Here is a 20934-nt window from a genome sequence, read left to right on the forward strand (position 1 = left end):
CTCACCAGTCCGATGCGCTGGGCCGCCCCCGCCCTGCCTTCACCGCACCCCGCGCCTTCTTGACCTTCAATCGCTCGGTCTTGCCGACGCGGTTGAGCCGCGTCCTGGCGCGGCGCTTGGGTTCGGTCTGGGCTTCCTCAAGCAGCGCGGCGAGCTTGGCGCGGGCGTCCTGGCGGTTGGCCTCCTGGGTGCGGTGCGCCTTGGAGGTGACGATGAGATCGCCGTTCCCCGCCAGCTTTGCCCCCGCAAGCTTCCTCAGCCGCGCGAAGACCGGCGGGCTGAGGCGCAGCGCGTAGATATTGACGCGAAGCTCCACTTCCGTGGCGACCTTGTTGGCGTTCTGCCCGCCGGGGCCGGAACCGGCGAGAAAGCTCTCGCTGGCGAGCCTGAGGGCGCGGTCGATCAGCGGCTCGTCATCCATCTGTCGCCCCGAGCGCGAGGAAGTCCGCCGGAAGCGGCGCGCGGGCCTCGATCGGCGTCTTGCCCGGACGGGTCACGGTCAGGCTCTCGGCATGGAGCATCGTGCGCTTCGCCCCGGGCGCATTGCCCGCGCCATAGACCGGATCGCCCAGCAGCGGCGCGCCGAGGCCCTTGAGCGCGTGGACGCGCAACTGGTGGGTGCGGCCGGTTTCCGGGCGGAAGCGGATCAGGCTGTAGGGGCCGAGTTCCCCGACCAGTTCCCAGTGCGAGACCGCCGGCTTGCCCTTCTTGGCCGGGATCATCCGCCAGCCCTTCTCGGCCGAGCTGATCTTGGCGAGCGCGAGCTCGATCGTGCCCTGCGTGCCCGGCGGACGGCCAGCCAGAACGGCAAGATAGGTCTTGCCCACCAGCCGCTCCTCGAAGGCCCGGTTGAACCGCGCCAGCGCCTTGGGATTGCGCGCGAGCAGCAGGCAGCCGCTGGTGTCGGTATCGAGCCGGTGCACCGCCACGGGTGCGCGCTGGAAGCCCAGTTTCAGGCGGTCGAGATGATCCTCGAGGCAGATGCCGCCCTTGCGCGGGCGATCCACCGCCATGCCCGAAGGCTTGTCGATGACGAGCGCCTCGCCGTCTTCGTAGAGGATGCGAATGTCGGCCATGAATCTTCTTATCCGTTCGTGCTGAGCTTGTCGAAGCACTGTCCTTCTCTTTGAAAGGCCCGTGCCTGAAGTGGAAAACCGCCGTTGACCCTGCGTGTCACCTTCGCGTCCGACAAGCTCAGGGCGAACGGGAGATGGTCACACCAGCACCGCGCGCATCAACCCGCGCAGGGCATTGCCGATCCAGAAGCCCTTGGCCAGATCGTCGAGCGTCACTTCGGCCTCGCGCGCGCGGCCCTCGGCGATGAGGTGTCCGCGCAGCACGCCGGGCAGCAGGCCGAGGGCGGCGGGCGGGGTGAGCAGCACGCCGTCGGGGCCCTCAGTGAAGACGCTGGTCCAGCTGCCCTCGGTCACTAGCCCGTCGGGGCGCACCAGCAGGGCCTCGTTCGCGCCCAGCCTGCGCGCGGCGGCCAGGGCATCCTCATAGAAGCCGCGATCCGAGGTCTTGTGCGCAAGCCGCCAGTCGGACGGGTCGAGCGGATGGGGGAGCGCGGCGACCTTCACCGGCTCTTCCAATGGCGCTGGCAGGGGCGCGGTCTCGAGCGCGCTCGCCCCGCTGCGCGCGACCAGGAGGCGCACCCTTGCAGGGGCGTCGAGTTCGAAACAGAGGGCCTGAATCTGGTTCCGCAGGGCATGGCGGTCGAAGGCGAAGCCGAGCGCCCCGGCACTCGCCTTCATCCGCGCGAGATGGTCCTCGAGCAGGGCGATGCCGCTCTCGGGCTCGAAGCGCATCGTCTCGATCAGGTCGCACTGCGGCGCCGCGAGGCCCGGCGCGGCGCGGCGCAGGAAGCCGGCCTTGACCTCGCACTCGCGCCGTTCGGCCATCGGCTCGCTGTCGGCGACGATCGCCGAGCCGATGCCGAGCACCGCGCTGCCCTGCCCGTTCTCGATGGGGGTCAGCCGCAAGGTGCGGATCGCGACGTTGAAAGCCGCGTTCCCGTCGGCATCGATCCGCCCGATCGCCCCGCAATAGGGCCCGCGCGCATCGCGCTCGACCTCGCCCAGCAGTTCCATCGCCCGGATCTTGGGCGCGCCGGTGATCGAGCCGCAGGGGAACAGCGCCCGCACGAGGTCCATCGCGCCCTTGCCGGGGCTGAGCCTTGCGCGCACCGTGGAGACCATCTGGTGCACCGTCGGATAGCTCTCGACCGCGAAGGGCGCATCGACCCGCACGCTGCCAGCCTCGGCCACGCGCGACAGGTCGTTGCGCATCAGGTCGACGATCATCAGGTTCTCGGCGCGGTCCTTGACCGAGGCCCCGAGGTCCGCCGCCATCGCCGCGTCGGCCACCGGATCGGCCATGCGCGGGCGGGTGCCCTTCATCGGCTTGACCTTCGCCTCCCCGCCCGAGAGCGCCACGAACAGCTCGGGCGAGAAGCTGAGGAGCCAGTGCGCGCCGTCGAACACCAGCCCGCCATAGCCCGCGCGGCTGCCGTCGCGCAGGGCGGCATAGAGCCCGGTCGGATCGCCGCGAAAGGACCCGGCGAGGGGATAAGTGAGGTTCGCCTGATAGATGTCGCCAGCGCGGATCGCCTCGGCCAGCCGCGCGAAGGCCGCGGCATAGCCGCCGGGGGAGAGCTGCGGCTCCATCGGGCCAAGCGTGCCCGGGCCCTGCGCCCGCTCGGCAAGCCAGGCCGGGACATCGGCGGCGGCGATCCGGCGCGGGGCATCGAACAGGCCGAGCCACACCAGCGGCCCCGCTCCGCCGCTGCGCGCGGCGGCAAGGCCCGCGAGCTTCGGCTCGAGCGCGAGGCCCGCCTCGTAGGCGAGGTAGCCCGCCAGCGATCCGCCTCCGGCCAGCCGCGCCGCCTCGGCCGCGGCGAGCACGGCTTCGACCTCCTCGGCCCGGCGCGCGGCGAACACCTGGCGCGGCGCCTCGTAGAGCAGCGCGTCGGCGGCGGCGTCTTGCGCACGGGCATCATCGAGCAGGACAAATGGTGTTGGCGAACCCATGACGCGCCAGCCTTGGCCCAAAGCGGCGCCGCTGTCGAGAACTTGACCGCCGCGCCATGCCCCTGCACATCAGCGGGAGAGCGGTTAGAGGGGACGCGAGATGGCGGAAATGGCGGGCGAAATCTTTCTCGGCCTCGGTGCGGACGGGTCGCGGCAGACGCTGCTGCTGGAGCGGTCCAACCGCCACGGGCTGATCGCCGGCGCGACCGGGACCGGCAAGACCGTGACCCTGCAGGGCATCGCCGAAAGCTTCTCGCGCGCCGGGGTGCCGGTCTTCGTCGCGGACGTGAAGGGCGACCTGTCGGGCATCGCCATGCCGGGTTCGCCGACCTTCAAGCACGCCGACAAGCTCGAATCCCGGGCGAAGGAACTGGGCATCACCGACTATGCCTATGCCGACAACCCGGTGATCTTCTGGGACCTCTACGGTGAACAGGGCCACCCAATCCGCACCACGGTGAGCGAGATGGGCCCGCTGCTGCTGTCGCGGCTGCTCGACCTCAACGAGACGCAGGAAGGCGTGCTGCAGATCATCTTCCGCCACGCCGACGAGAACGGGCTGCTGCTGCTCGACTTTGCCGATCTGGCCGCGCTGCTGGCCTGGGCGAACGAGAATTCCGCCGAATTGTCAGGCAAGTACGGCAATGTCTCCAAGCCCTCGGTGGGCGCGATCCAGCGCCAGCTGCTCTCGTTCGAGGCGCAGGGGGCGGATCATTTCTTCGGCGAGCCGGCGCTGGAAATCGACGATTTCCTGAAGGTGGACGATCAGGGGCGCGGTTACGTGAACGTGCTCGCCGCCGACAAGCTGATGCGCAGTCCCAAGCTCTACGCCACCTTCCTGCTGTGGCTGCTGGCGGAACTGTTCGAATCGCTGCCCGAGGTGGGCGATCCGGAAAAGCCCAAGCTGGTGTTCTTCTTCGACGAGGCGCACCTGCTGTTCGACGATGCCCCGAAGGCGCTGCAGGACACGATCGAGAACGTCGTCCGCCTGATCCGCTCGAAGGGCGTGGGCGTGTTCTTCGTCACCCAGAATCCCATTGATATCCCCGAGGAAGTCGCAGGCCAGCTCGGCAACCGTGTGCAGCACGCCCTGCGCGCCTTCACCCCGCGCGACCAGCGCGCGATCAGGGCGGCGGCGGAGACCTTCCGGGTCAATCCCAAGCTCGATGTCGAGGCCGCGATCACCGAGCTCAAGGTCGGCGAGGCGCTGGTCTCGACCCTCGATGCGGACGGGGCGCCGACCATCGTCGAGCGCACGCTGATCAAGCCGCCGCGCTCGCGACTCGGGCCAGTGACGCCGAAGGAACGCGCGATCATTCAATCGATTAGCCCGCTCGAGGGCAAGTACGACACCCGCGTCGACCGGGAGAGCGCGGCCGAGGTGCTCGCAGCCAAGGCCGCCGATGCCGCCGCCACCGCCGCGGAGGTGGCCGAGAAGGGGCGCGAGGAAGTCGCCAAGCGCGAGCGCAGGACGCCCTCGGTGTGGGAGAAGGCGGGCAAGAGCGCCGTGACCGCCGCCAGCGGTTCGCTCGCCTCGATGGCGGTCGCGATGGTGCTCGGCAAGAAATCGGGCGCCGATCCGCTGCGCACCGGGGCGACCGCCTTCGTGCGCAACATCATCGGCGGGCTGATGCGCTGACACCCCCCTGACGACAGGGGGACGACATCGCGACGACCGCGCAACGACTGCGCCACGCCCGCACCAGTCCGAGGCCTAGCGCGGCCGGTGCTGCGTGCCCTCCCCGGCGGTGATGAAGATCGTGCCCGCGCTCCCCTCGACATCGGCGGTGTGCCACACGCCGGCCGGGTTGATCGCATATTCGCCCGCCGCGAGCGGGGTTTCCTCGATCCGCCCGTCGGGATGCTCCTGCACCAGCACCATCGCGCCGGAAATGCAGATCACCACCTCGTCGCCCGCCGGGTGCATTTCCCACGATGTCCAGCTGGTCGAGAAGGCGTATTGCGAGACCAGCCGCCCTTCCGCCCCGTCCGAGGCATGGCGGGCGACGTAGCCCTCGTACCATTCCATGCCGGTGAAGGGCGGCTCTGCCACCGCCCTTGCCCCGAGGCCGAGGTGGACGAACCGCTCGTCCAGCCGGGGCGCGCTCATTCCCCCGTCTTTTCGGGGGCGACCATGCAGAAGGCGTTGAGCTTGTTGCCATCGGGATCGCGGAAATAGGCGGCGTAGAAACCGTCCTCCCCGCGCGGGCCGGGTGCGCCCTCGTCGCTCCCGCCGTGGGCCATCGCCGTGTCGTAGACCGCGTGGACCTGCTCCGGCGATTTCACCTCGAGCGCGACCATCACCCCGTTGCCGACCGTGGCCGCCTGACCGTCGAACGGCAAGGTCGCCGCGATCCCGGGCGCGCCGCCCCATTCGCCCCAGGCGATGAAGGCTTCCGTGTCCATCATCCGCCCCACGCCGAAATGGGCGGCAAGCGCGTCATAGAAGGCCGCAGCGCGCGGCAGGTCGTTGGTTCCGAGGGTGACGTAGCCGATCATTCTGTGTTCCTCCCATGCGAATCGATGGAAGAACATTACAGGAACATTGGGGGCGTCACAAGCGGTGCCTGGCCACCCCGTCTCCGTTCGGGCCGAGCTTGTCGAAGCCCTGTCCTTTCCCTTTGAAAACAGCGCAAAAGGAAGAAGTACGGTCCTTCGACAAGCTCAGGACGAACGGGCATTTTCAGAGCGGCGCCGTTTCCCGCTCCACCCAAGCCAGGTCCTCGCCGGACAGGCGGGGGGAGAGAATCGCGCGCACCCGGGCGTGGTACTCATCCACCCAGGCGATCTCCTCCGCCGTCAGCAGGGCCTTGTCGATCAGCCTGCGGTCCAGCGGCACGAAGGTCAGGGTCTCGAAGCCGAGCCAGCGCCCTTCCATCCCGGCAATCTCCCGCTCCTCGACCAGCACGAGGTTCTCGATGCGGATGCCGAAGGCGCCGGGCTTGTAGTAGCCGGGCTCATTGGAGAGGATCATCCCTGCGAACAGCTCCTGCCCGGTGCCCGCCTGTCCGCCATTGGGCTTGGCGATGCGCTGCGGGCCCTCGTGCACGGCGAGCACGCTGCCCACCCCGTGGCCGGTGCCGTGGGCGTAATCGACGCCCGCTTCCCAGAGATACTGCCGCGCCAGCACGTCGAGCTGCCCGCCGCTGGTCCCCTGCGGAAACACCGCGCGGGCGAGCTGGATATGGCCCTTCAGCACGCGGGTGTTGCGATCGCGCATTTCCTGCGTCGGCTCTCCGGGACCAACCCACACGGTGCGCGTGATGTCGGTGGTGCCGCCGGGATACTGCCCGCCCGAATCGACGAGGTAGATCGAGGAGGGCGGTATGGGGATATTGCTGTCCTCGTCGACCTTGTAGTGCGGCAGGGCGGCATGGCCCGCGGCGGCCGAGATGGTGTCGAAGCTGAGATCGGAGAGGCCCGGGTCCTCCTCGCGGAAGGCCTGGAGCCGTGCGGCGGCCGAAAGTTCGTCGACCCCGCCCTTGGGCGCCTCGATCTCCAGCCAGCGCAGGAACTTCGAGACAGCCGCCCCGTCGCGCGCCTGCGCATCGCGCTGGCCGTCCTGTTCGGCAGGGTTCTTGATCGCTTTCGCGAGGATCGTCGGGTCCTGCTTGAATGCGAAGCTCGCGCCGCCTGCCCGCAAGCCCTGCGCGATGCCGACCACCGCGAAATCGGGATCGAGCGCGACGCTTTTCCCGGCGAATTCGCTCGCCAGCGCTCCCTCGAACGCCGCGCGCTCGCGGATCGTCACCGCGTTGCCGAGGTGGCGGGCGAGTTCGGGCGTCACCTTCTCGGGCGCGATGAACAGCTCGGCGCTGCCGTCCCTATGGGCGATCACGTAGGACAGGGCGACGGGGGTGTGCGGCACGTCGGCGCCGCGGATGTTGAGCAGCCACGCGACCGAATCGAGCGCCGGGATGACCACCGCGTCGTGGCCCTCCTTGGTCAGCCAGTCGGCGACGGCAGCACGCTTCTCCGCCGAGGAACGGCCCGCGCGGGCCTCGTCGTGGGGGACGGCGACGGCGGGCGAGGCGGCGGGACGATCGGTCCAGACGGCATCGACCGGGTTGCCCTGCGCAGGGACCATCGTGATGCCCTTGGGCTCCACGCGCTTCTCCAGCGCCTCGACCCAGGCCCAGGTGTGGAGCCAGGGATCATAGGCGATCTTCGCCCCGCTCTCGCACACCTCGGCCAGCCAGCCGCCCAGGGTGTCCTTCGGGACCGAGCGGTATTCGAACAGGTTGCCGTCGACCTGCTCGCGCACCTGCACGGTGTAGCGCCCGTCGACGAAAATCGCGGCATGGGTGAGCGTGACGCAGGCGAAGCCGGCCGAGCCGCCGAAGCCCGTCAGCCACTTCAGCCGCTGGGCATAGTCGCCGACATATTCGCTCATGTGTTCATCGCTGATGGGGACGACGAAACCGTCGAGCCCGCGCCGCTTCAATTCCTCGCGCAGGGCGGCAAGGCGCGCTTCATGGGTCTGCATCAGCATGTCGTCGATCCTCTGGCGAAAGCGCGGGCACTTGCCGCGCATCATTGTCGCATTACAACCGCATCATAGGCCCGATGGGCTTGTGTTTCCACCCGCACCGACACACGGGAGCCTGCAACCCGATGCATCGCCGGACCAGCCTTGTCGCTCTTGCCTGCGCGCTAGCCGCCACCACCTTTGCCCCGGCCGCAGAGGCCGCCAACAACGAGGATTCCGCCCGCGTGACCACCGCTCCCGCCGCCGCTGCCGAGATCAAGCCCCCCGTCGCCGCCAAGCGTCCGCACACCTTCACGCATCACGGGATCACCGTCGAGGACCCCTACGACTGGCTCTACGACAAGTCCTATCCGGTGGTGGACGACGAGGAGGTGCTCGCCCACGTCAAGGCCGAGAACGCCTATTTCGAGGCGAAGATGGAGGGCCAGAAGGCGCTCACCGAGGCGCTGTTCACCGAGATGCGCGCGCGCATCAAGGAGGACGATTCGACCGTGCCCCAGAAGGACGGCGACTGGCTCTACTGGTCCGAGTTCGAGGAAGGCGCGCAGTATCGCAAGCACTATCGCAAGCCTGTCGCCGGGGGCGAGGCCGAGCTGCTGATCGACGAGAACGCGCTTGCCGAAGGCCACGAATATTTCAGCCTCGGCGCGGCCTCGGTCAGCCAGAACGGGCGCTTCCTGGCCTATTCGACCGACACCACCGGCTCGGAACGCTATACGGCGCGGATCAAGGACCTCACGACCGGCGAGCACCTGCCCGACGTGCTCGAGAACCTGCGCGGCGGCCTCACCTGGGTGAAGAACGACACCGCGCTGGTCTACGGCCCCTCGACCGAGGAATGGCGCACGCTGGAGGCCAAGCTCCACGTGATCGGCACCCCGGTGGAGAGCGACGTCACGCTCTACAAGGAGGAGGACCAGTCCTTCGGCGTCGGCACCGGCCTCAGCGCGCAGGAGGACTGGCTGATCATCGCCACCGGCGACAACGAGACGAGCGAGGTGCGCCTCGTCCCCGCCGCCGATCCCACCGCCGCCCCGATCCTCGTGAAGCCGCGGAAGAAGGGCGTGGAATACAGCGTCGATGTGCGCGACGGCGAATTGTGGGTGTGGACCAACGACGATCACATCAACTTCCGCCTCGCCAAGGCGAAGCTGGAGACGCCGGGGGAGTGGCAGACCGTCATCCCCGGGTCGGACGATTTCTACCTGACCGATTTCGACCTCTTCAAGGACTTCTTCGTCACGGAAGGACGCCTGAACGGGCTCGACCAGATCCAGCTGCGATCCTACGCCGATCCGGCAAAGATCACCCCGATCACCTTCCCCGAGCCGAGCTACACCGCCGGGCTCGGCAACAACCCCGAATACGACATGACGAAGCTGCGGCTGTCCTACCAGTCGATGGTGACGCCGGGGACGGTCTATGACTACGACGTGGCCACGGCCAAGCTGACGACGCTCAAGACGCAGGAAATCCCGAGCGGCTACGACCCCTCGCTCTACGTCTCCGAGCGCCTGACCATCACCGCGCGCGACGGGACGCAGGTGCCGGTGAGCGTGCTGATGCGCCGCGACCGCGCCGAGATCCTCAGGAAGGCCGGGATCGAGGGGCCGGGGCCGCTCCATCTCTATGCCTATGGCGCCTATGGCTATGCCATCCCGCCGGGCTTCTCGACCACGCGCTTCAGCCTCGTCGATCGCGGCTTCGCCTATGCCATCGCGCATATCCGTGGCGGGGACGACCTCGGGCGGCGCTGGTATCTTCAGGGCAAGCTGTTCGAGCGGACCAACACCTTCAACGATTTCGTCGACGCCGGGCGCGGGTTGATCGCGAAGGGCTACACCGCGGAAGGGATGGTCACCGCCAGCGGCGGCTCGGCGGGCGGCGAGCTGATGGGGGCGATCGTCAACCAGGACCCGGCGCAATACGGCGCGATCGTCGCCCATGTGCCCTTCGTCGACGTGCTCAACACGATGCTCAACGAAAAGCTGCCGCTCACCCCGGGCGAATGGCAGGAATGGGGCAACCCGATCGAGAGCCGCGAGGCTTTCGAATATATCCGTTCCTATTCGCCCTACGATCAGGTGTCGGCCCAGGCCTATCCGCCGATGCTCGTGACCGCGGGCCTCAACGACCCGCGCGTGACCTATTGGGAGCCGGCCAAGTGGGTCGCCAGGCTGCGCGAGCTGAAAACCGACGACAACCTGCTGCTCCTGAAGACCAACATGGGGGCAGGCCACGGCGGGCAATCGGGGCGCTGGAACAGCCTCAGGGAGACGGCGGAGGAATTCGCCTTCATCCTGTGGCAGATGGGGATGGCCCCGAGCCCGTCGCAAGACTGACCAGCTCCGGGGGAAGCGACACGCCGTAGTCGAGCGCTTCCTCCGCCAGCAGGATGACGATGCTCTCCATCTCGGGGCCGAACAGCGCGAGCTTCACGTAGAGTTCGGGCACGGCGCGGATCAGGCCGAAGCCCGCTTCCTTGCCGAACACCGGGATCGGGCCGGCGGGCAACGGACGCTTGTCGAGATCGGGGGTGAGCTGCCACACCATCCCGACCTTGCGGCTGTTGAAGATCGCCATCAGCCGGCCATAGTCGGCCGCGAGCAGGATCGAGGGCATCGCCGCGAGGTAGCGGCACGCCGCCACCGCCGCCGCGCGGTCGCGCAGGCCCAGCGCGCCCTCGAGCCAGCCGAGCGTGCGGCGCACGTCCTCGCGCGTGGCATCGTCGGCATGGGCGACGAGATGGTCGTAGCCGCGCAGCGCCCGGTTCCACCCGCGCGGATCGCGCGCGACCTGATCCCAGAAGATGTCGACCGCATCGGCGATCGTCTCGAGCTTGCCATCCTGGTGGGCGAAGATGCCTTCCGGGCCGATGTAGAGGCTGCGCGCGCCCGCGCGCTTGCCGCTGAAATCGACGGGCGGACGAATGCCGCGGTCGGGCTTGGGGGCGGGATCGGGCGGGTCTTCGCTCATGACGGGCACCCTAGCACGGGCAGGCTAACAAGCCCTTGCCTTCGGCGCCCCTCCTTGCCCCGTCAGCCCCGCGCGGCTAGGCCCTGCGGCCATGCCCTCGACCTTCACCCGCACCTTCGTGGCCGCACCCGAACACATCGACGAGCTCGGCCACGTCAACAACACGGTGTGGGTGCAGTGGATCCAGGACATGGCAACCGCCCACTGGGACGCGGTCGCGCGCCCCGAGGACAGGGCGGCCTTCTTCTGGGTCGTGGTGCGACACGAGATCGACTACCGCGGCAACGTGTCCGAGGGCGCGGAGGTCACCGCGACGACATGGATCGAGGGCCCGGCGCAGGGCGCGAAGTCGCTGCGGCGGGTCGAGTTCACCGACGCCGCCGGCAAGCGCCTCGTCAGCGCGGCGACGACCTGGGCGATGCTCGACCGCGCGACCGGCAGGCTGGCGCGGGTGCGGCCCGAGGTGCTGGCGGCTTTCCTGTAAGGCCAACCGAAGTTCCGTTCGTGCTGAGCTTGTCGAAGCACTGTCCTTCTTCGCGTCAAGCGCAGGATGGAAAGAGAAGTGCTGCCCTTCGACAAGCTGAGGGCGAACGGAGTTTACTCCTCAAGCCGCTTCCTCGCGCCGGGCGCGCGCGGCGGGGGGCTCGTTGAACACCGTCAGGCGCTCGTAGGCGAGCCGGTTGCGGCCGCTCGCCTTGGCTTCGTACATCAGGGCGTCGGCGCGGGCGTAGAACTCGGCGAAGGCCATCTTGTGCCGGCCCGCATCGCCCATCACCACCACGCCCATGCTGGCGGTGACCGGCAGGTCGAGCCCGGGCACCTCCTTGGCGATGCGCATCGGGATCGCCTGGCGCAGCGCCTCGGCGCGTTCGAGCGGGCGGGGCCCGCGCAGCAGCACCACGAATTCCTCGCCGCCCAGCCTGACCGCGACCGCATCCCGGTCTCCGCTGGAACGGATCGCGCTGGCGCAGGCGACCAGCGCGGCATCGCCGACCTGGTGGCCGTGCAGGTCGTTGATCGCCTTGAAGCGGTCGAGATCGACCAGCGCGAAGGTGTCGAAGCCCTGCGCCAACAGCTCGTCGAAGCGCGCCTCGATCGCGCGGCGGTTCATCAGGCCGGTGAGCGAATCGCGGGTCGAGATCTGTTCCAGCATCTTCGCCTCGGTCAGCGCGGCGTCGCGCTCGCGGCGCAGCGCGAGGAAGCGGTCGGCGATGGCGAGCGAGATCACCACCACCTCGATCCCGACCGCGACATAGAGCATCTGGTCGAGGCTGGAGGGGCCGACGTGCCAGCCGAGCCCGCGCAGCAGCCGTTCGATGGAGGCGGTGATGATCGGCAGCCACGCCAGCGCGATGAAGCGCGCCGAGCGGCTGCCGCGCAGCACCGCCTCGATCACGGCCGCGCTGATGACGGCGATGGCGGGCAGGAAGGTGACGAAATAGGCGACATCGTCGAAGGGCTGGGTGGCATCGAGCTGGAGCGCGAAGAAGCCGGGCACGATCATCGTGAACCAGCCGGTCGCGACCGTGACCCGGCGCATCAGGCGCGACTGCGCCCCGCGTTCGAGGAAGGCGGCGAGGAACAGCGCCGAGATTCCCGCCCCGACCGCCCATGAGAGCGGCGCCAGCACCCCCATCAGCGTCACCGGCAGGGTGACGAAGGCCGAGGCCAGCCCGCCGGCGGTCAGCACGTAGACCATCATCGCGCTCACCATCGCGGCGTGCAGCACCACGAAACGCTCGCGCAGCACCACGAAGAAGCTGATGTCGAACAGCAGCGGCAGCACCAGCATCCCCGTCACGAAGGCGAGCAGCATCATGTCGATCTGCGACCATTCCGCCTTGCCCGGATCATGGGTGATGCGCGCCTCGGTGAGCAGCGGGATCGAATGCGGCCCCTCGATCCGGACGAGCAGCAGCGCGGTGTCGGGGGTGATCTCCGGCAGGGGCATCTGGAACACCGGACCGGCGGCAAAGGGCCTGCCGTCGGACTCGGTCAGGCGGCGCGACCGCACCGTGCCGTCGGCATCGACGGCGTGGAAGGTGATCGCCTCGAAGCGCGCGATGCGGGTGAAGAAATAGCGCGGGGTCTTCTGGCCTTGCCAGCTTTCCGCCTCGAACCTGAGCCACGCCGCCGGCACGTCGGAACGCCAGCGGGAGTTGTCGCAGATCCACGCCTCGCGGGCGCGCAGCATCGCCACGCCGGCCTCGGCCCCGGACGTCGCATGGCAGGCCGGAGCGAAGGTCGGCACCACATGATCGTCCGCCGCCGCCGGGCGCGCAGCGAAGAGCGCCAGCAGAGCAGCGACCATGCCGAGCCGGAAAATGAGGCGGACGAAAGCCATGTCCGCCCGCGTAGCATGCAAGCCCTTACGATGCTGTTAAACGGGATCGCTCTGCACCGGAGCAATTTCCCATCCGATTCCAACTGATTGCGTTCCATGCAAGTGCCGCTCGTCCGCCCGCCCGGATTGTTGCCAGCCATGACGGTGCGACCGTAACCGCGTTGTCACGAAAGCGTCGTAGAGCGCGCCGCGCGACGGCCTCTGCCCTCGCCCATCAGGATCACTCATGACACACCGAACCCCTGCGTTTCTCAAGACCGGCGCCGCTCTGGCGCTTGCCGCGACCACCCTTGCCGCCTGCGACGACGGCGGGTCGGGGGCGCAGTCGGTCCACGCCGTCGGCTCCTCGACGGTCTATCCCTTCGCCAAGCTCGTGGCCGAGAACTTCTCGCGCACCTATCCCGACATGCGCTCGCCGCTGATCGAATCCACCGGCACCGGCAACGGCATCCAGCTGTTCTGTTCGGGCCTTGGCCCCAACACCCCCGACATGGTCAACGCCTCGCGCCGGATGAAGCCTTCGGAATTCGATAGCTGCGTGTCGAACAAGGTCGACGAGGTGATCGAGCTGCAGGTCGGGCTCGACGGCATCGTGTTCGCCTCGGCCAAGGGCGGCATCATGCTCAACCTCTCGCCCAAGACGGTCTACGAGGCGCTCGCCGCGCAGCCCTATGGCCGTCCGCAGACGGCGAAGACCTGGAAGGATGTCGACCCGGCGCTGCCCGCCGATCCGATCCTCGTCTACGGCCCGCCGAGCACCTCGGGCACGCGCGACGCGCTCAAGGAGCTGGTGCTGCTGGCCGGGTGCAAGACCAATCCCGAGATGAAGGCGCTCAAGGAGAGCGACGAGGACAAGTTCAACCAGATCTGCACCGAAGTGCGCGACGACGGCGGCTATGTCGACCAGGGCGAGCAGGACAACCTGATCGTCCAGAAGATCGTCGGCAACCCGCGCGCAGTGGGCGTCTTCGGCTTCTCCTACATGGAGGAGAACGCCGACCGGGTGCAGGGCCTGCCGATGAACAGCGTGCCCCCGACCTACGAGAACATCGCCAGCTTCGCCTATCCGGGCGCGCGGCCGCTGTTCGTCTACGTCAAGAAATCGCACATGCGCGCGATCCCCGGGCTCGAGGACTTCATGAAGGAATGGGTCAAGAGCTGGGGCCGGGAAGGCCCGCTGGCGCGGATCGGGATGGTCGCCATGCCGCCCGAGACGATGCAGGCCAACGCCGCCAAGGTGCAGGGCATGACCGTGCTGACCAAGGCGGAGCTCGAATCCGACTAAGCGGGTTTTTGTTGCCCTACCGCCACGCTGCTTGAGGGCGCCTTGCCATGATTGCGCCGCTGATGGCGGGGCGCTAGGCTGCCCGCATGAGCGCGCGCAAGATCGCCCAGTGGCATGATGCCGGCCTGATCGACGCTGCGACGCGCGATCGCCTCACGGCTTACGAGGCCGACCACGCCCGCCCGCTCCTGCTGTGGGCGGTGTGGGGCATCGGCGCGCTCGCCATCGGGCTCGGCCTTGTGTCCGTGGTGGCGGCGAACTGGGAGGACATCCCGGGGCTTGTGCGCCTGTCGGTGCACCTCGCGCTGATCGCCGGCTTGCTGAGCCTGCTGTTCGCGCGCGAGGACCGGCTGGCGGCGCAATCGCCGTGGGCCGTGGAGACTCTGGCGTTCGTTGCCGCTGCGCTCGGGCTCACCTTCTTCGGGCATCTCGGGCAGGTCTACCAGACCTCCTCGCCGCTGTGGCAGCCGCTTGGCGTATGGATTGTCCTCTTCGCGCCGCTGCTGCTGCTGACGGGGCGGGGCTGGCCGACGGCTGCGGCGCTGATGGGCGGGGCCGTGTGGTGCGCGTGGGACTATGCGACCTCGCGGAACGGCAACCCCGACCTAGCGCGCCAGCTATGGCTCGCCACGGTGCTGACCGCGCCGGTGTTCTTCGCTCCGCTCGGCGCATGGCTGCAGAGCCGCAGCGCGCGCGAGGATTTCTGGTGCGACCTCGAGGAGCTCGCCTTCACCTATGCCGTCGGCTCTGCCTCCCTCGCGACCGCCATCGCGGCGTGGGACGGGTTCGGTGACCGGAACGTCGCCGGCGAATGGGCGAGCGTGCTCCTGGCAGGCGCGCTGGGCGCGCTGGCCGGGATCGGGGTGATCGCGGCGCGCTCCGGGATGTCGGGACGGATGACGGGGATCGTGATCATCGCTGCCGGAGCGACGGTGCCCCTTGCCTACCTGCTGAGCGGAGAGACCGTCCCGGCCGCGCTCGCGTTCTTCGCGCTGTGGACCGGGATTGCCGCTGCCGCGCTGGCAGCATCGTGGCGGGTGCTGTTCCAGATCGCGGTCGGGCTGATCGCGGTGCGGCTGATCATCCTCAGCTTCGAGCTCGCCGCGGACCTGCTGATGAGCGGCTTCGGACTGATCCTCGCCGGGGTGATGATCCTCGCGGTTGCGTGGGGCGCGGTGCGCATCTCGAGGCGCTTCGCGCCCCGCAAGGGAAGTGCCGCATGAGCCGCCCGAAGCACGCAGGCGCGCGCCTCCTCGCCGCGATCCTCCCCGTCGCGGGTCTCGCGGGTCTCTGGGCGATGAGCGACAGGGCCTACAATCAGGGCACCGAGTGGGAGGTGCCGATCCAGGGATACGATCCGCGCGATTACCTGCGCGGGCACTATGTCGAGTTCGGCTACGATTGGCCGGGGATCGACGAATTCAGCAACCTGCCGCTCGAGGCCCTGTGCCTCGAAGGCGCGGCACCCTCGCTGGCGCGGGTCAGGCCCATCTCTGCCGATGCACCTTGCCGCGGTGCGCGGGTCCGGGCCGACGGCAGCGGCGTCTACGGCTGGGAGAGCCTGGCGCGCGGCCGGCTCTACATCGGGCAGGACCGCGCCGCGCAGCTCGAGCAGGAACTGCGCAACCGCGACCAGCGCGGGATCGTGACGATCCGCCAGCGCGAGAACGGCAGCTTCACGCCCGTCGCGATCCGTTTCCGCCCGCTCACCCCCGCCGAGATCGCCGAGCGCGACGCGCAAAGCGAACGGGCGGAGGACACGCGTCCCCCGCCCGCCATCATGTCGCAGTAATGCGCGATCAGAACCGCGCGGTGACTTCCACCCCGTAGAAGCGCGGCTCGCCCGGGATGAAGGTCGGGATCGTGAAGGCCCCGCCGGTGTTGCCCGCATCGAGCAGGAAGTCCTCGTTGAAGGCGTTCCTGATGAACCCCGCGATCTCGTAGCGCGCATCGGCGAAGCTCAGGCCCGCGCGGGCGTTGACCAGCGTCACCGGGCCTTGCGAGATCAGCGCGGTGTTGGGCACCTGGAAGAAGATCGTGCTGCGGTGGGTGATGCTGGGCGTGGCGAAGAACCGCGCACCGCCGAAGTCGTAATCGACCGTGAAGCCGCCCGAGGCCTGCCATTCCGGCTGGAGGCGGAAGCGCGATCCGGCGAAGGTGCCGTTGGCCGGATCATCGTCGATCCCGCCGTCGATATAGCCGAAGTTGCCGAAGACGTTGAGCCAGCTGGTCACGTCGACCGCCAGCTCGCCCTCGACCCCGAGGTTGCTCGCCGAGCCGGCGCTGCGGGTCTGGAAGGCGCCGGTCGGGTTGCCGTTGGCATCGAGCACCGGGACCGAGACCTGGAAGTTGTCGTAGATCTGGTAATAGACCCCGAGCGAGCCCGAGACACCGCCGGTGGCGAGCTTAATCCCTCCCTCGTAGTTCCACACGATCTCTTCCAGCACGTCGGTGCGGTTGGCGAGCACGTCGTTGCCCTGACGCCGCGCGTTCACCTGCACCACCGGCGAGCGGCGGCCCTTGGAGACGGTGGCGAAGACGTTCACGTCGTCGCTCACGCGGTAGAGCGCGTTGAAGCGCGGCAGCACCGCCCCGAACCGCTCGTCGGCGACGAAGGTCTGGCCGCGGGTGTCGATCTGCCCGGGGATCAGCGGACCGCCGGTCAGCCGCGCGTTGGGCACCCGCGCGAAGAAGCCCGAGCGGCGGTATTCATCGAGGAAGCGCACGCCCGCGGTCAGCTCGAGCGCATCGAAGGGGATCCAGGTGGCGTCGGCGAAGACCGAATAGGCCTCGTTGCGGCCCTGGTTCTCGAACACCGAGCTGTACTGGAAGTTGGTGATGCCCTGCGCGGGAACGCTGCCATCGGCCGCGACGCAGGGGGTGGTGCCGAAGGGGCGGCCTGCGGGGGGCACGCCGAACAGGGTGGTCAGGCACTGGAGGAACAGGCCTTCCTCGCTGGCGAAGGGCACGTTCTGGCGGCCGTCTTCGATGAAGGCGTTCCATCCGAAGCTGGCGCGCAGCCTGTCGCCCGAATAGGTGAAGCGGCCTTCGTGGCTGAACTGCCAGCCGTCGGCGATTTCCGAGAATTCCAGGAAGGGCGCGGCGGTACCGTCGGCGTCGAACACCTCGCGGCTGTCGAACTCGCGGTAGCCGTTGACGGTGGTGAAGGACCAGTCGTCCTCGAACTGGTAGTCGAGCGTCAGGTTGAGGTCGTATACCTCGCGGTTGAGGCCGAGCTGGTCGTCGCCCAGCACCGCAGCCCCCGCCGGGTTGCCGCCGAGATTGGCGGGGACGAAGGCGTTGGCCGCGCCGCCGGGCGAGGCGGTCGAGCCGGGGAAGCGCGCCGAGATGAAGGGCGTGCCGCCGTTGCGCTGCTGGTCGTAGGTGCCGACGAGGTCGACGGTCAGGTCGGTGGTCGGGGTCCAGCGCAGCGAGGCGCGCAGGCCGAGCTGGTCCTGCGCGTAGAGATCCTTCTCCTGGTTCGGGCTGAGGTTCTCGACATAGCCGTCACGGGTGCGCCACTCGCCCGCGAGGCGGAAGGCGAGCGTGTCCGAGCCGACATTCACGAAGCCGCCGAGCAGGGTCTGGTTGAAATTGCCGTAGCCGCCGCGGACTTCCGCCGAGAAGCCCTCGCGCGGGCGGGCCGAGACGAGGCTGATCGCGCCGACCGCGCTGGCCGTGCCGAACAGGGTCGCCTGCGGGCCCTTGATCACCTCGACGCGTTCCAGATCGTAGATGGCCTGGTACGACCCGCGCGAGCGCGAGATGTCGATGCCGTTATAGTAGAGCGTGACGCGCGGGCCTTCCTGCGCCGAGCCGCTGTCGGAGGTAATGCCGCGGATCACCACGCCGGGGTTGTTGGCGCTCTGCTCCTGGATGAGCAGGCCGGGGGTGTAGTAGGACAGCTCGTCGAGATCGGTGACGCCCAGTTCGCGGATGCGCTGGCCGCCCAGCGCCGAGATGGTGATAGGCACGTCCAATGCGCGCTGCTCGATCTTCTGGGTGGTGACGATGATCTCGTTGCCCGAGTTCTTCTGGTCCTCGGCGGCGGCGGTTTCGCTGTCCTGCGCGAAGGCGGCCTGCGGCGCGGCGGCAAGAAGCGTGGCGAGCGCGATCAGCGACGCGCGGGGGGAGAGGGTGCGGGTCATGTCATGGCTTCCCTGTTGCGTGAGAGAGGCCCTGCCCGTGGCACCCGATGGTGACGCCTGCGCGACCGCGCGATGAAGCGCGGATTACGGCGTGTTTACAATTCCGGGACGTTGCCGAAATGCATCGTCGATGAGATCGCGCTGGCGCGCGATGCAGACCTCCCACCCCGCCGAAGGCGGCCTACTTCACAAGGGATTCCCGTCCTTGTCGCGGAAGATCTCGCGGCGGCCGACGTGGTTGGCGGGGCCGACGAAGCCGTCCTCCTCCATCCGCTCGATCCACTTGGCGGCGGTGTTGTAGCCCACCCCCATCTGGCGCTGGAGCCAGCTGCCGGATGCCTTCTGATTCTCGAAGACGATCTGGCAGGCCTGGCGATACTTGCGCTCCTCGGGATTGTCCGAGGCGGTGAGGTCGTCGTCGAAGCCGAAACCGAAGCCCTCTTCCGGCTCCTCGGTGACCGCGTCGACATATTCGGGCGCGCCCTGCGCGCGCCAGTGCTTGGCGACCGCCTCGACCTCCTCGTCCGAGACGAAGGGGCCGTGCACGCGCACCATCGCGCCGGTGTTGGGCTTGTAGAGCATGTCGCCCCGGCCCAGCAGCTGCTCGGCGCCCTGTTCGCCGAGAATCGTGCGGCTGTCGATCCGGCTCGTCACCTTGAAGCTGATGCGGGTGGGGAGGTTCGCCTTGATCACCCCGGTGATGACATCGACCGAGGGGCGCTGGGTCGCCATGATGAGGTGGATGCCCGCCGCGCGGCTCTTCTGGGAGAGGCGCTGGATCAGCACCTCGATCTCCTTGCCGACCGTCACCATCAGGTCGGCAAGCTCGTCGACGATCAGCACGATCTGCGGCAGCGGCTGGTAATCGAGCTGTTCCTCCTCGAACAACTGCTCGCCGGTCTCCGGGTCGAAGCCAGTCTGCACCCGCCGCCCGAGCGGCTTGCCCTTCGCGATCGCGGCGGAGACCTTCTCGTTGAAGGAGTTGATGTTGCGCGAGGAGATCGCGCTCATCATCCGGTAGCGCCGCTCCATCTCCTCGACCGCCCACTTCAGCGCGCGCACCGACTTCGACGCCTCGGTCACCACCGGCGAGAGCAGGTGCGGGATGTCGTCGTAGACGCTGAGTTCGAGCACCTTGGGATCGATCAGGATCATCCGCAGCTCGGCCGGCGTGAAGCGGTAGAGCAGCGAGAGCAGGATCACGTTGAGCCCGACCGACTTGCCCGAACCGGTGGTCCCTGCGACCAGCAGGTGCGGCATGGCGGCAAGATCGGCGATCACCGGCTCGCCCGCGATGTCCTTGCCGAGGATGATCGGCAGGTTGCCCTTGGCATCGGCGAAAGCGGCCGCGGCGGCGAGCTCTTTCAGCATCACCGTCTGGCGGTCCTGGTTCGGCAGTTCGATGCCCATCACCGTGCGCCCGGGGATCGGCGAGACGCGCGCGGAGATCGCGCTCATGTTGCGGGCGATGTCCTCGGCGAGGCCGACCACGCGGCTCGCCTTTATGCCGGGCGCGGGCTCGAGTTCGTACATGGTGACCACGGGGCCGGTGCGCACCGCGGTGATCTCGCCCTTGACGTTGAAATCGTCGAGCACGTTCTCGAGCAGGCGCGCGTTGCGCTCCAGCGCCAGCTTGTCGAGCTTGGGGCCCTTGTCCGCCGGCGGCTCGGCCAGGAGGTCGAGGCTCGGCAGGTTGTAGGGGGCGAACATGTCGCGCTGCGCGGTCTTGCCCGAGGGCGCGCGCTTGGGCGGCGCGGAGGGATCGGAGATTTCCGGAGGACGGCGCGGCTTGTCGTCACGGTCGGGCAGGGCCTCGCCCTTCGGCCGGGGGCGCGGGCGGGCGGGTGCCTCGTCCTCGTCGTCGTCCAGATCGCCGGCGAAGGCCAGCGCCTCCTGCCGCGCGCGGCCCGGCAGGGGCAGGCGCCGCATGAGCCCCGCCAGCGACCCGCCGCCGAGGAATTCGGGCAGGCTCATCAGCACGCGCCAGTCGATCGCGAAGATGCGGGTGAGCAGCGCCACCCCCGTCGCAAGGCAGGCGAGCGCGAGGCCGAGGATCACCCAGCCCTGCGCGCCCTCGCCAAAGCGGGCCGCCACCGCTTGAATCGCGCCTGCGCCGAGCAGCCCGGCCAGCCCCCCCGCCTGCGCGGGCAGGGTGCCGCCGGGGCCCTGGAAGACGAGGCTCAGCACCGTGGCGACGAGAGTCATGGCGATCAGCAGCAGCGCGGTCGGCGTCCACCAGGCGGTGGTCTCCGGCGCCTCGCCGTTCTCGACATCGCGCCACAACTTGCGCGCGGAAACATAGAGCAGCGGCAGCAGAAGCATCCCGGGCAGGCCGAAAACCAGCAGCACGCGGTCCGCCACCCAGGCCCCGGGGCGGCCCATCCAGTTGGCGACCTCGGTCGGATCGGCGGCGGTCGAGGGGCTCGGGTCGGTCTGGGTGTAGCTTGCGAGCGCGAGCGCGAGGAACACCGCCGCGCCGAGCAGCAGCCCCGCGCCCGCCATCTGCGCGATGCGGCGCAGCGACCGGCGCAGGCCGGCGCGCCATTCGGCGTCGGTCTGGCGAGCGGGGGTCTGGCGACCGGGTTTGACGGGTGCGACCGCGCGGCTGGCCATGGGGTGTCTCCTGAGCGGAACACATCATGAATCCTGCGGCGCGGCGGGTC

The 20934-nt window shown here is 68.9% G+C and carries 16 protein-coding genes; 6 read left to right on the forward strand and 10 right to left on the reverse strand.

Features of this window, described 5'->3' with window-relative positions; genetic code table 11:
• Nucleotide 1: 1 nt before the first annotated feature.
• From arfB to pabB, 3 genes are all read right to left on the reverse strand, one after another.
• Nucleotides 2–421, reverse strand: coding sequence for an alternative ribosome rescue aminoacyl-tRNA hydrolase ArfB (arfB, locus tag ACMX37_RS15085; protein WP_483146710.1), 420 nt, complete (start codon nt 419–421; stop codon nt 2–4).
• Nucleotides 414–1076 carry an RluA family pseudouridine synthase gene (locus tag ACMX37_RS15090; protein WP_483146711.1) on the reverse strand — a complete coding sequence of 221 codons (663 nt, stop codon included), beginning with the start codon at nt 1074–1076 and terminating at the stop codon, nt 414–416. Before ACMX37_RS15090 ends, arfB begins: the two co-directional genes overlap by 8 nt.
• A 138-nt stretch (nt 1077–1214) precedes the next feature.
• The gene (gene pabB / locus ACMX37_RS15095; RefSeq protein ID WP_483146712.1) at nt 1215–3029 is read right to left on the reverse strand and encodes an aminodeoxychorismate synthase component I; all 1815 of its coding nucleotides are present in this window, start codon (nt 3027–3029) and stop codon (nt 1215–1217) included.
• Between the two features lie 100 nt (nt 3030–3129).
• Here pabB and ACMX37_RS15100 point away from each other — a divergent pair, with 100 nt between their 5' ends.
• Nucleotides 3130–4668, forward strand: a complete 1539-nt coding sequence (locus ACMX37_RS15100; protein WP_483146713.1) for a helicase HerA-like domain-containing protein — start codon at nt 3130–3132, stop codon at nt 4666–4668.
• Nucleotides 4669–4743: 75 nt separating this feature from the next.
• On the opposite strand, the gene ACMX37_RS15105 is transcribed toward ACMX37_RS15100, so the two are convergent.
• The 3 genes from ACMX37_RS15105 to ACMX37_RS15115 form a co-directional block, all read right to left on the reverse strand.
• Nucleotides 4744–5139 (reverse strand): cupin domain-containing protein, encoded by a 396-nt coding sequence (locus tag ACMX37_RS15105; protein ID WP_483146714.1) that lies wholly within the window; start codon nt 5137–5139, stop codon nt 4744–4746.
• Nucleotides 5136–5528, reverse strand: a complete 393-nt coding sequence (locus ACMX37_RS15110) for a VOC family protein (protein ID WP_483146715.1) — start codon at nt 5526–5528, stop codon at nt 5136–5138. The genes ACMX37_RS15105 and ACMX37_RS15110 overlap by 4 nt, the downstream gene beginning before the upstream one ends.
• 184 nt (nt 5529–5712) lie before the next feature.
• Nucleotides 5713–7521, reverse strand: a complete 1809-nt coding sequence (locus tag ACMX37_RS15115) for an aminopeptidase P family protein (RefSeq protein WP_483146716.1) — start codon at nt 7519–7521, stop codon at nt 5713–5715.
• A 122-nt stretch (nt 7522–7643) separates the two neighbouring features.
• On the opposite strand from ACMX37_RS15115, the gene ACMX37_RS15120 reads away from it, so the two are divergent.
• Nucleotides 7644–9860 (forward strand): S9 family peptidase, encoded by a 2217-nt coding sequence (locus ACMX37_RS15120; protein WP_483146717.1) that lies wholly within the window; start codon nt 7644–7646, stop codon nt 9858–9860.
• Here ACMX37_RS15120 and ACMX37_RS15125 read toward each other — a convergent pair.
• A complete protein-coding gene (locus tag ACMX37_RS15125; RefSeq protein ID WP_483146718.1) occupies nt 9814–10494 on the reverse strand; it encodes a hypothetical protein in 681 nt (226 codons plus the stop codon). The two genes, ACMX37_RS15120 and ACMX37_RS15125, sit on opposite strands and share 47 nt — an antisense overlap.
• Before the next feature lie 91 nt (nt 10495–10585).
• Between ACMX37_RS15125 and ACMX37_RS15130 the strand changes: the two genes are divergently transcribed.
• Nucleotides 10586–10978, forward strand: a complete 393-nt coding sequence (locus ACMX37_RS15130) for an acyl-CoA thioesterase (protein ID WP_483146719.1) — start codon at nt 10586–10588, stop codon at nt 10976–10978.
• A gap of 120 nt (nt 10979–11098) precedes the next feature.
• Here ACMX37_RS15130 and ACMX37_RS15135 read toward each other — a convergent pair whose 3' ends face one another.
• Nucleotides 11099–12838: a sensor domain-containing diguanylate cyclase gene (locus tag ACMX37_RS15135; RefSeq protein ID WP_483146720.1), complete on the reverse strand. Its 1740-nt coding sequence runs from the start codon at nt 12836–12838 to the stop codon at nt 11099–11101.
• A gap of 226 nt (nt 12839–13064) precedes the next feature.
• Between ACMX37_RS15135 and ACMX37_RS15140 the strand changes: the two genes are divergently transcribed.
• From ACMX37_RS15140 to ACMX37_RS15150, 3 genes are all read left to right on the forward strand, one after another.
• Nucleotides 13065–14123, forward strand: coding sequence for a substrate-binding domain-containing protein (locus tag ACMX37_RS15140; RefSeq protein WP_483146721.1), 1059 nt, complete (start codon nt 13065–13067; stop codon nt 14121–14123).
• An 86-nt stretch (nt 14124–14209) separates the two neighbouring features.
• Nucleotides 14210–15346, forward strand: coding sequence for a DUF2157 domain-containing protein (locus tag ACMX37_RS15145; RefSeq protein ID WP_483146722.1), 1137 nt, complete (start codon nt 14210–14212; stop codon nt 15344–15346).
• Nucleotides 15343–15915 (forward strand): GDYXXLXY domain-containing protein, encoded by a 573-nt coding sequence (locus ACMX37_RS15150; protein ID WP_483146723.1) that lies wholly within the window; start codon nt 15343–15345, stop codon nt 15913–15915. Before ACMX37_RS15145 ends, ACMX37_RS15150 begins: the two co-directional genes overlap by 4 nt.
• A 7-nt stretch (nt 15916–15922) precedes the next feature.
• Here ACMX37_RS15150 and ACMX37_RS15155 read toward each other — a convergent pair whose 3' ends face one another.
• Together ACMX37_RS15155 and ACMX37_RS15160 are read right to left on the reverse strand one after the other, a co-directional pair.
• Nucleotides 15923–18271 carry a TonB-dependent receptor gene (locus tag ACMX37_RS15155; RefSeq protein WP_483146724.1) on the reverse strand — a complete coding sequence of 783 codons (2349 nt, stop codon included), beginning with the start codon at nt 18269–18271 and terminating at the stop codon, nt 15923–15925.
• 186 nt (nt 18272–18457) lie between these two features.
• A complete protein-coding gene (locus ACMX37_RS15160; RefSeq protein ID WP_483146725.1) occupies nt 18458–20884 on the reverse strand; it encodes a DNA translocase FtsK in 2427 nt (808 codons plus the stop codon).
• Nucleotides 20885–20934: the final 50 nt, after the last annotated feature.

This window comes from Porphyrobacter sp. THAI-01a (assembly GCF_056868655.1).

Coding starts and splice junctions, on each gene's coding strand:
- arfB (WP_483146710.1), bottom strand. CDS start 421: ATGGATGACGAGCCGCTGATCGACCGCGCCCTCAGGCTCGCCAGCGAG.
- ACMX37_RS15090 (WP_483146711.1), bottom strand. CDS start 1,076: ATGGCCGACATTCGCATCCTCTACGAAGACGGCGAGGCGCTCGTCATC.
- pabB (WP_483146712.1), bottom strand. CDS start 3,029: ATGGGTTCGCCAACACCATTTGTCCTGCTCGATGATGCCCGTGCGCAA.
- ACMX37_RS15100 (WP_483146713.1), top strand. CDS start 3,130: ATGGCGGAAATGGCGGGCGAAATCTTTCTCGGCCTCGGTGCGGACGGG.
- ACMX37_RS15105 (WP_483146714.1), bottom strand. CDS start 5,139: ATGAGCGCGCCCCGGCTGGACGAGCGGTTCGTCCACCTCGGCCTCGGG.
- ACMX37_RS15110 (WP_483146715.1), bottom strand. CDS start 5,528: ATGATCGGCTACGTCACCCTCGGAACCAACGACCTGCCGCGCGCTGCG.
- ACMX37_RS15115 (WP_483146716.1), bottom strand. CDS start 7,521: ATGCTGATGCAGACCCATGAAGCGCGCCTTGCCGCCCTGCGCGAGGAA.
- ACMX37_RS15120 (WP_483146717.1), top strand. CDS start 7,644: ATGCATCGCCGGACCAGCCTTGTCGCTCTTGCCTGCGCGCTAGCCGCC.
- ACMX37_RS15125 (WP_483146718.1), bottom strand. CDS start 10,494: ATGAGCGAAGACCCGCCCGATCCCGCCCCCAAGCCCGACCGCGGCATT.
- ACMX37_RS15130 (WP_483146719.1), top strand. CDS start 10,586: ATGCCCTCGACCTTCACCCGCACCTTCGTGGCCGCACCCGAACACATC.
- ACMX37_RS15135 (WP_483146720.1), bottom strand. CDS start 12,838: ATGGCTTTCGTCCGCCTCATTTTCCGGCTCGGCATGGTCGCTGCTCTG.
- ACMX37_RS15140 (WP_483146721.1), top strand. CDS start 13,065: ATGACACACCGAACCCCTGCGTTTCTCAAGACCGGCGCCGCTCTGGCG.
- ACMX37_RS15145 (WP_483146722.1), top strand. CDS start 14,210: ATGAGCGCGCGCAAGATCGCCCAGTGGCATGATGCCGGCCTGATCGAC.
- ACMX37_RS15150 (WP_483146723.1), top strand. CDS start 15,343: ATGAGCCGCCCGAAGCACGCAGGCGCGCGCCTCCTCGCCGCGATCCTC.
- ACMX37_RS15155 (WP_483146724.1), bottom strand. CDS start 18,271: ATGACCCGCACCCTCTCCCCCCGCGCGTCGCTGATCGCGCTCGCCACG.
- ACMX37_RS15160 (WP_483146725.1), bottom strand. CDS start 20,884: ATGGCCAGCCGCGCGGTCGCACCCGTCAAACCCGGTCGCCAGACCCCC.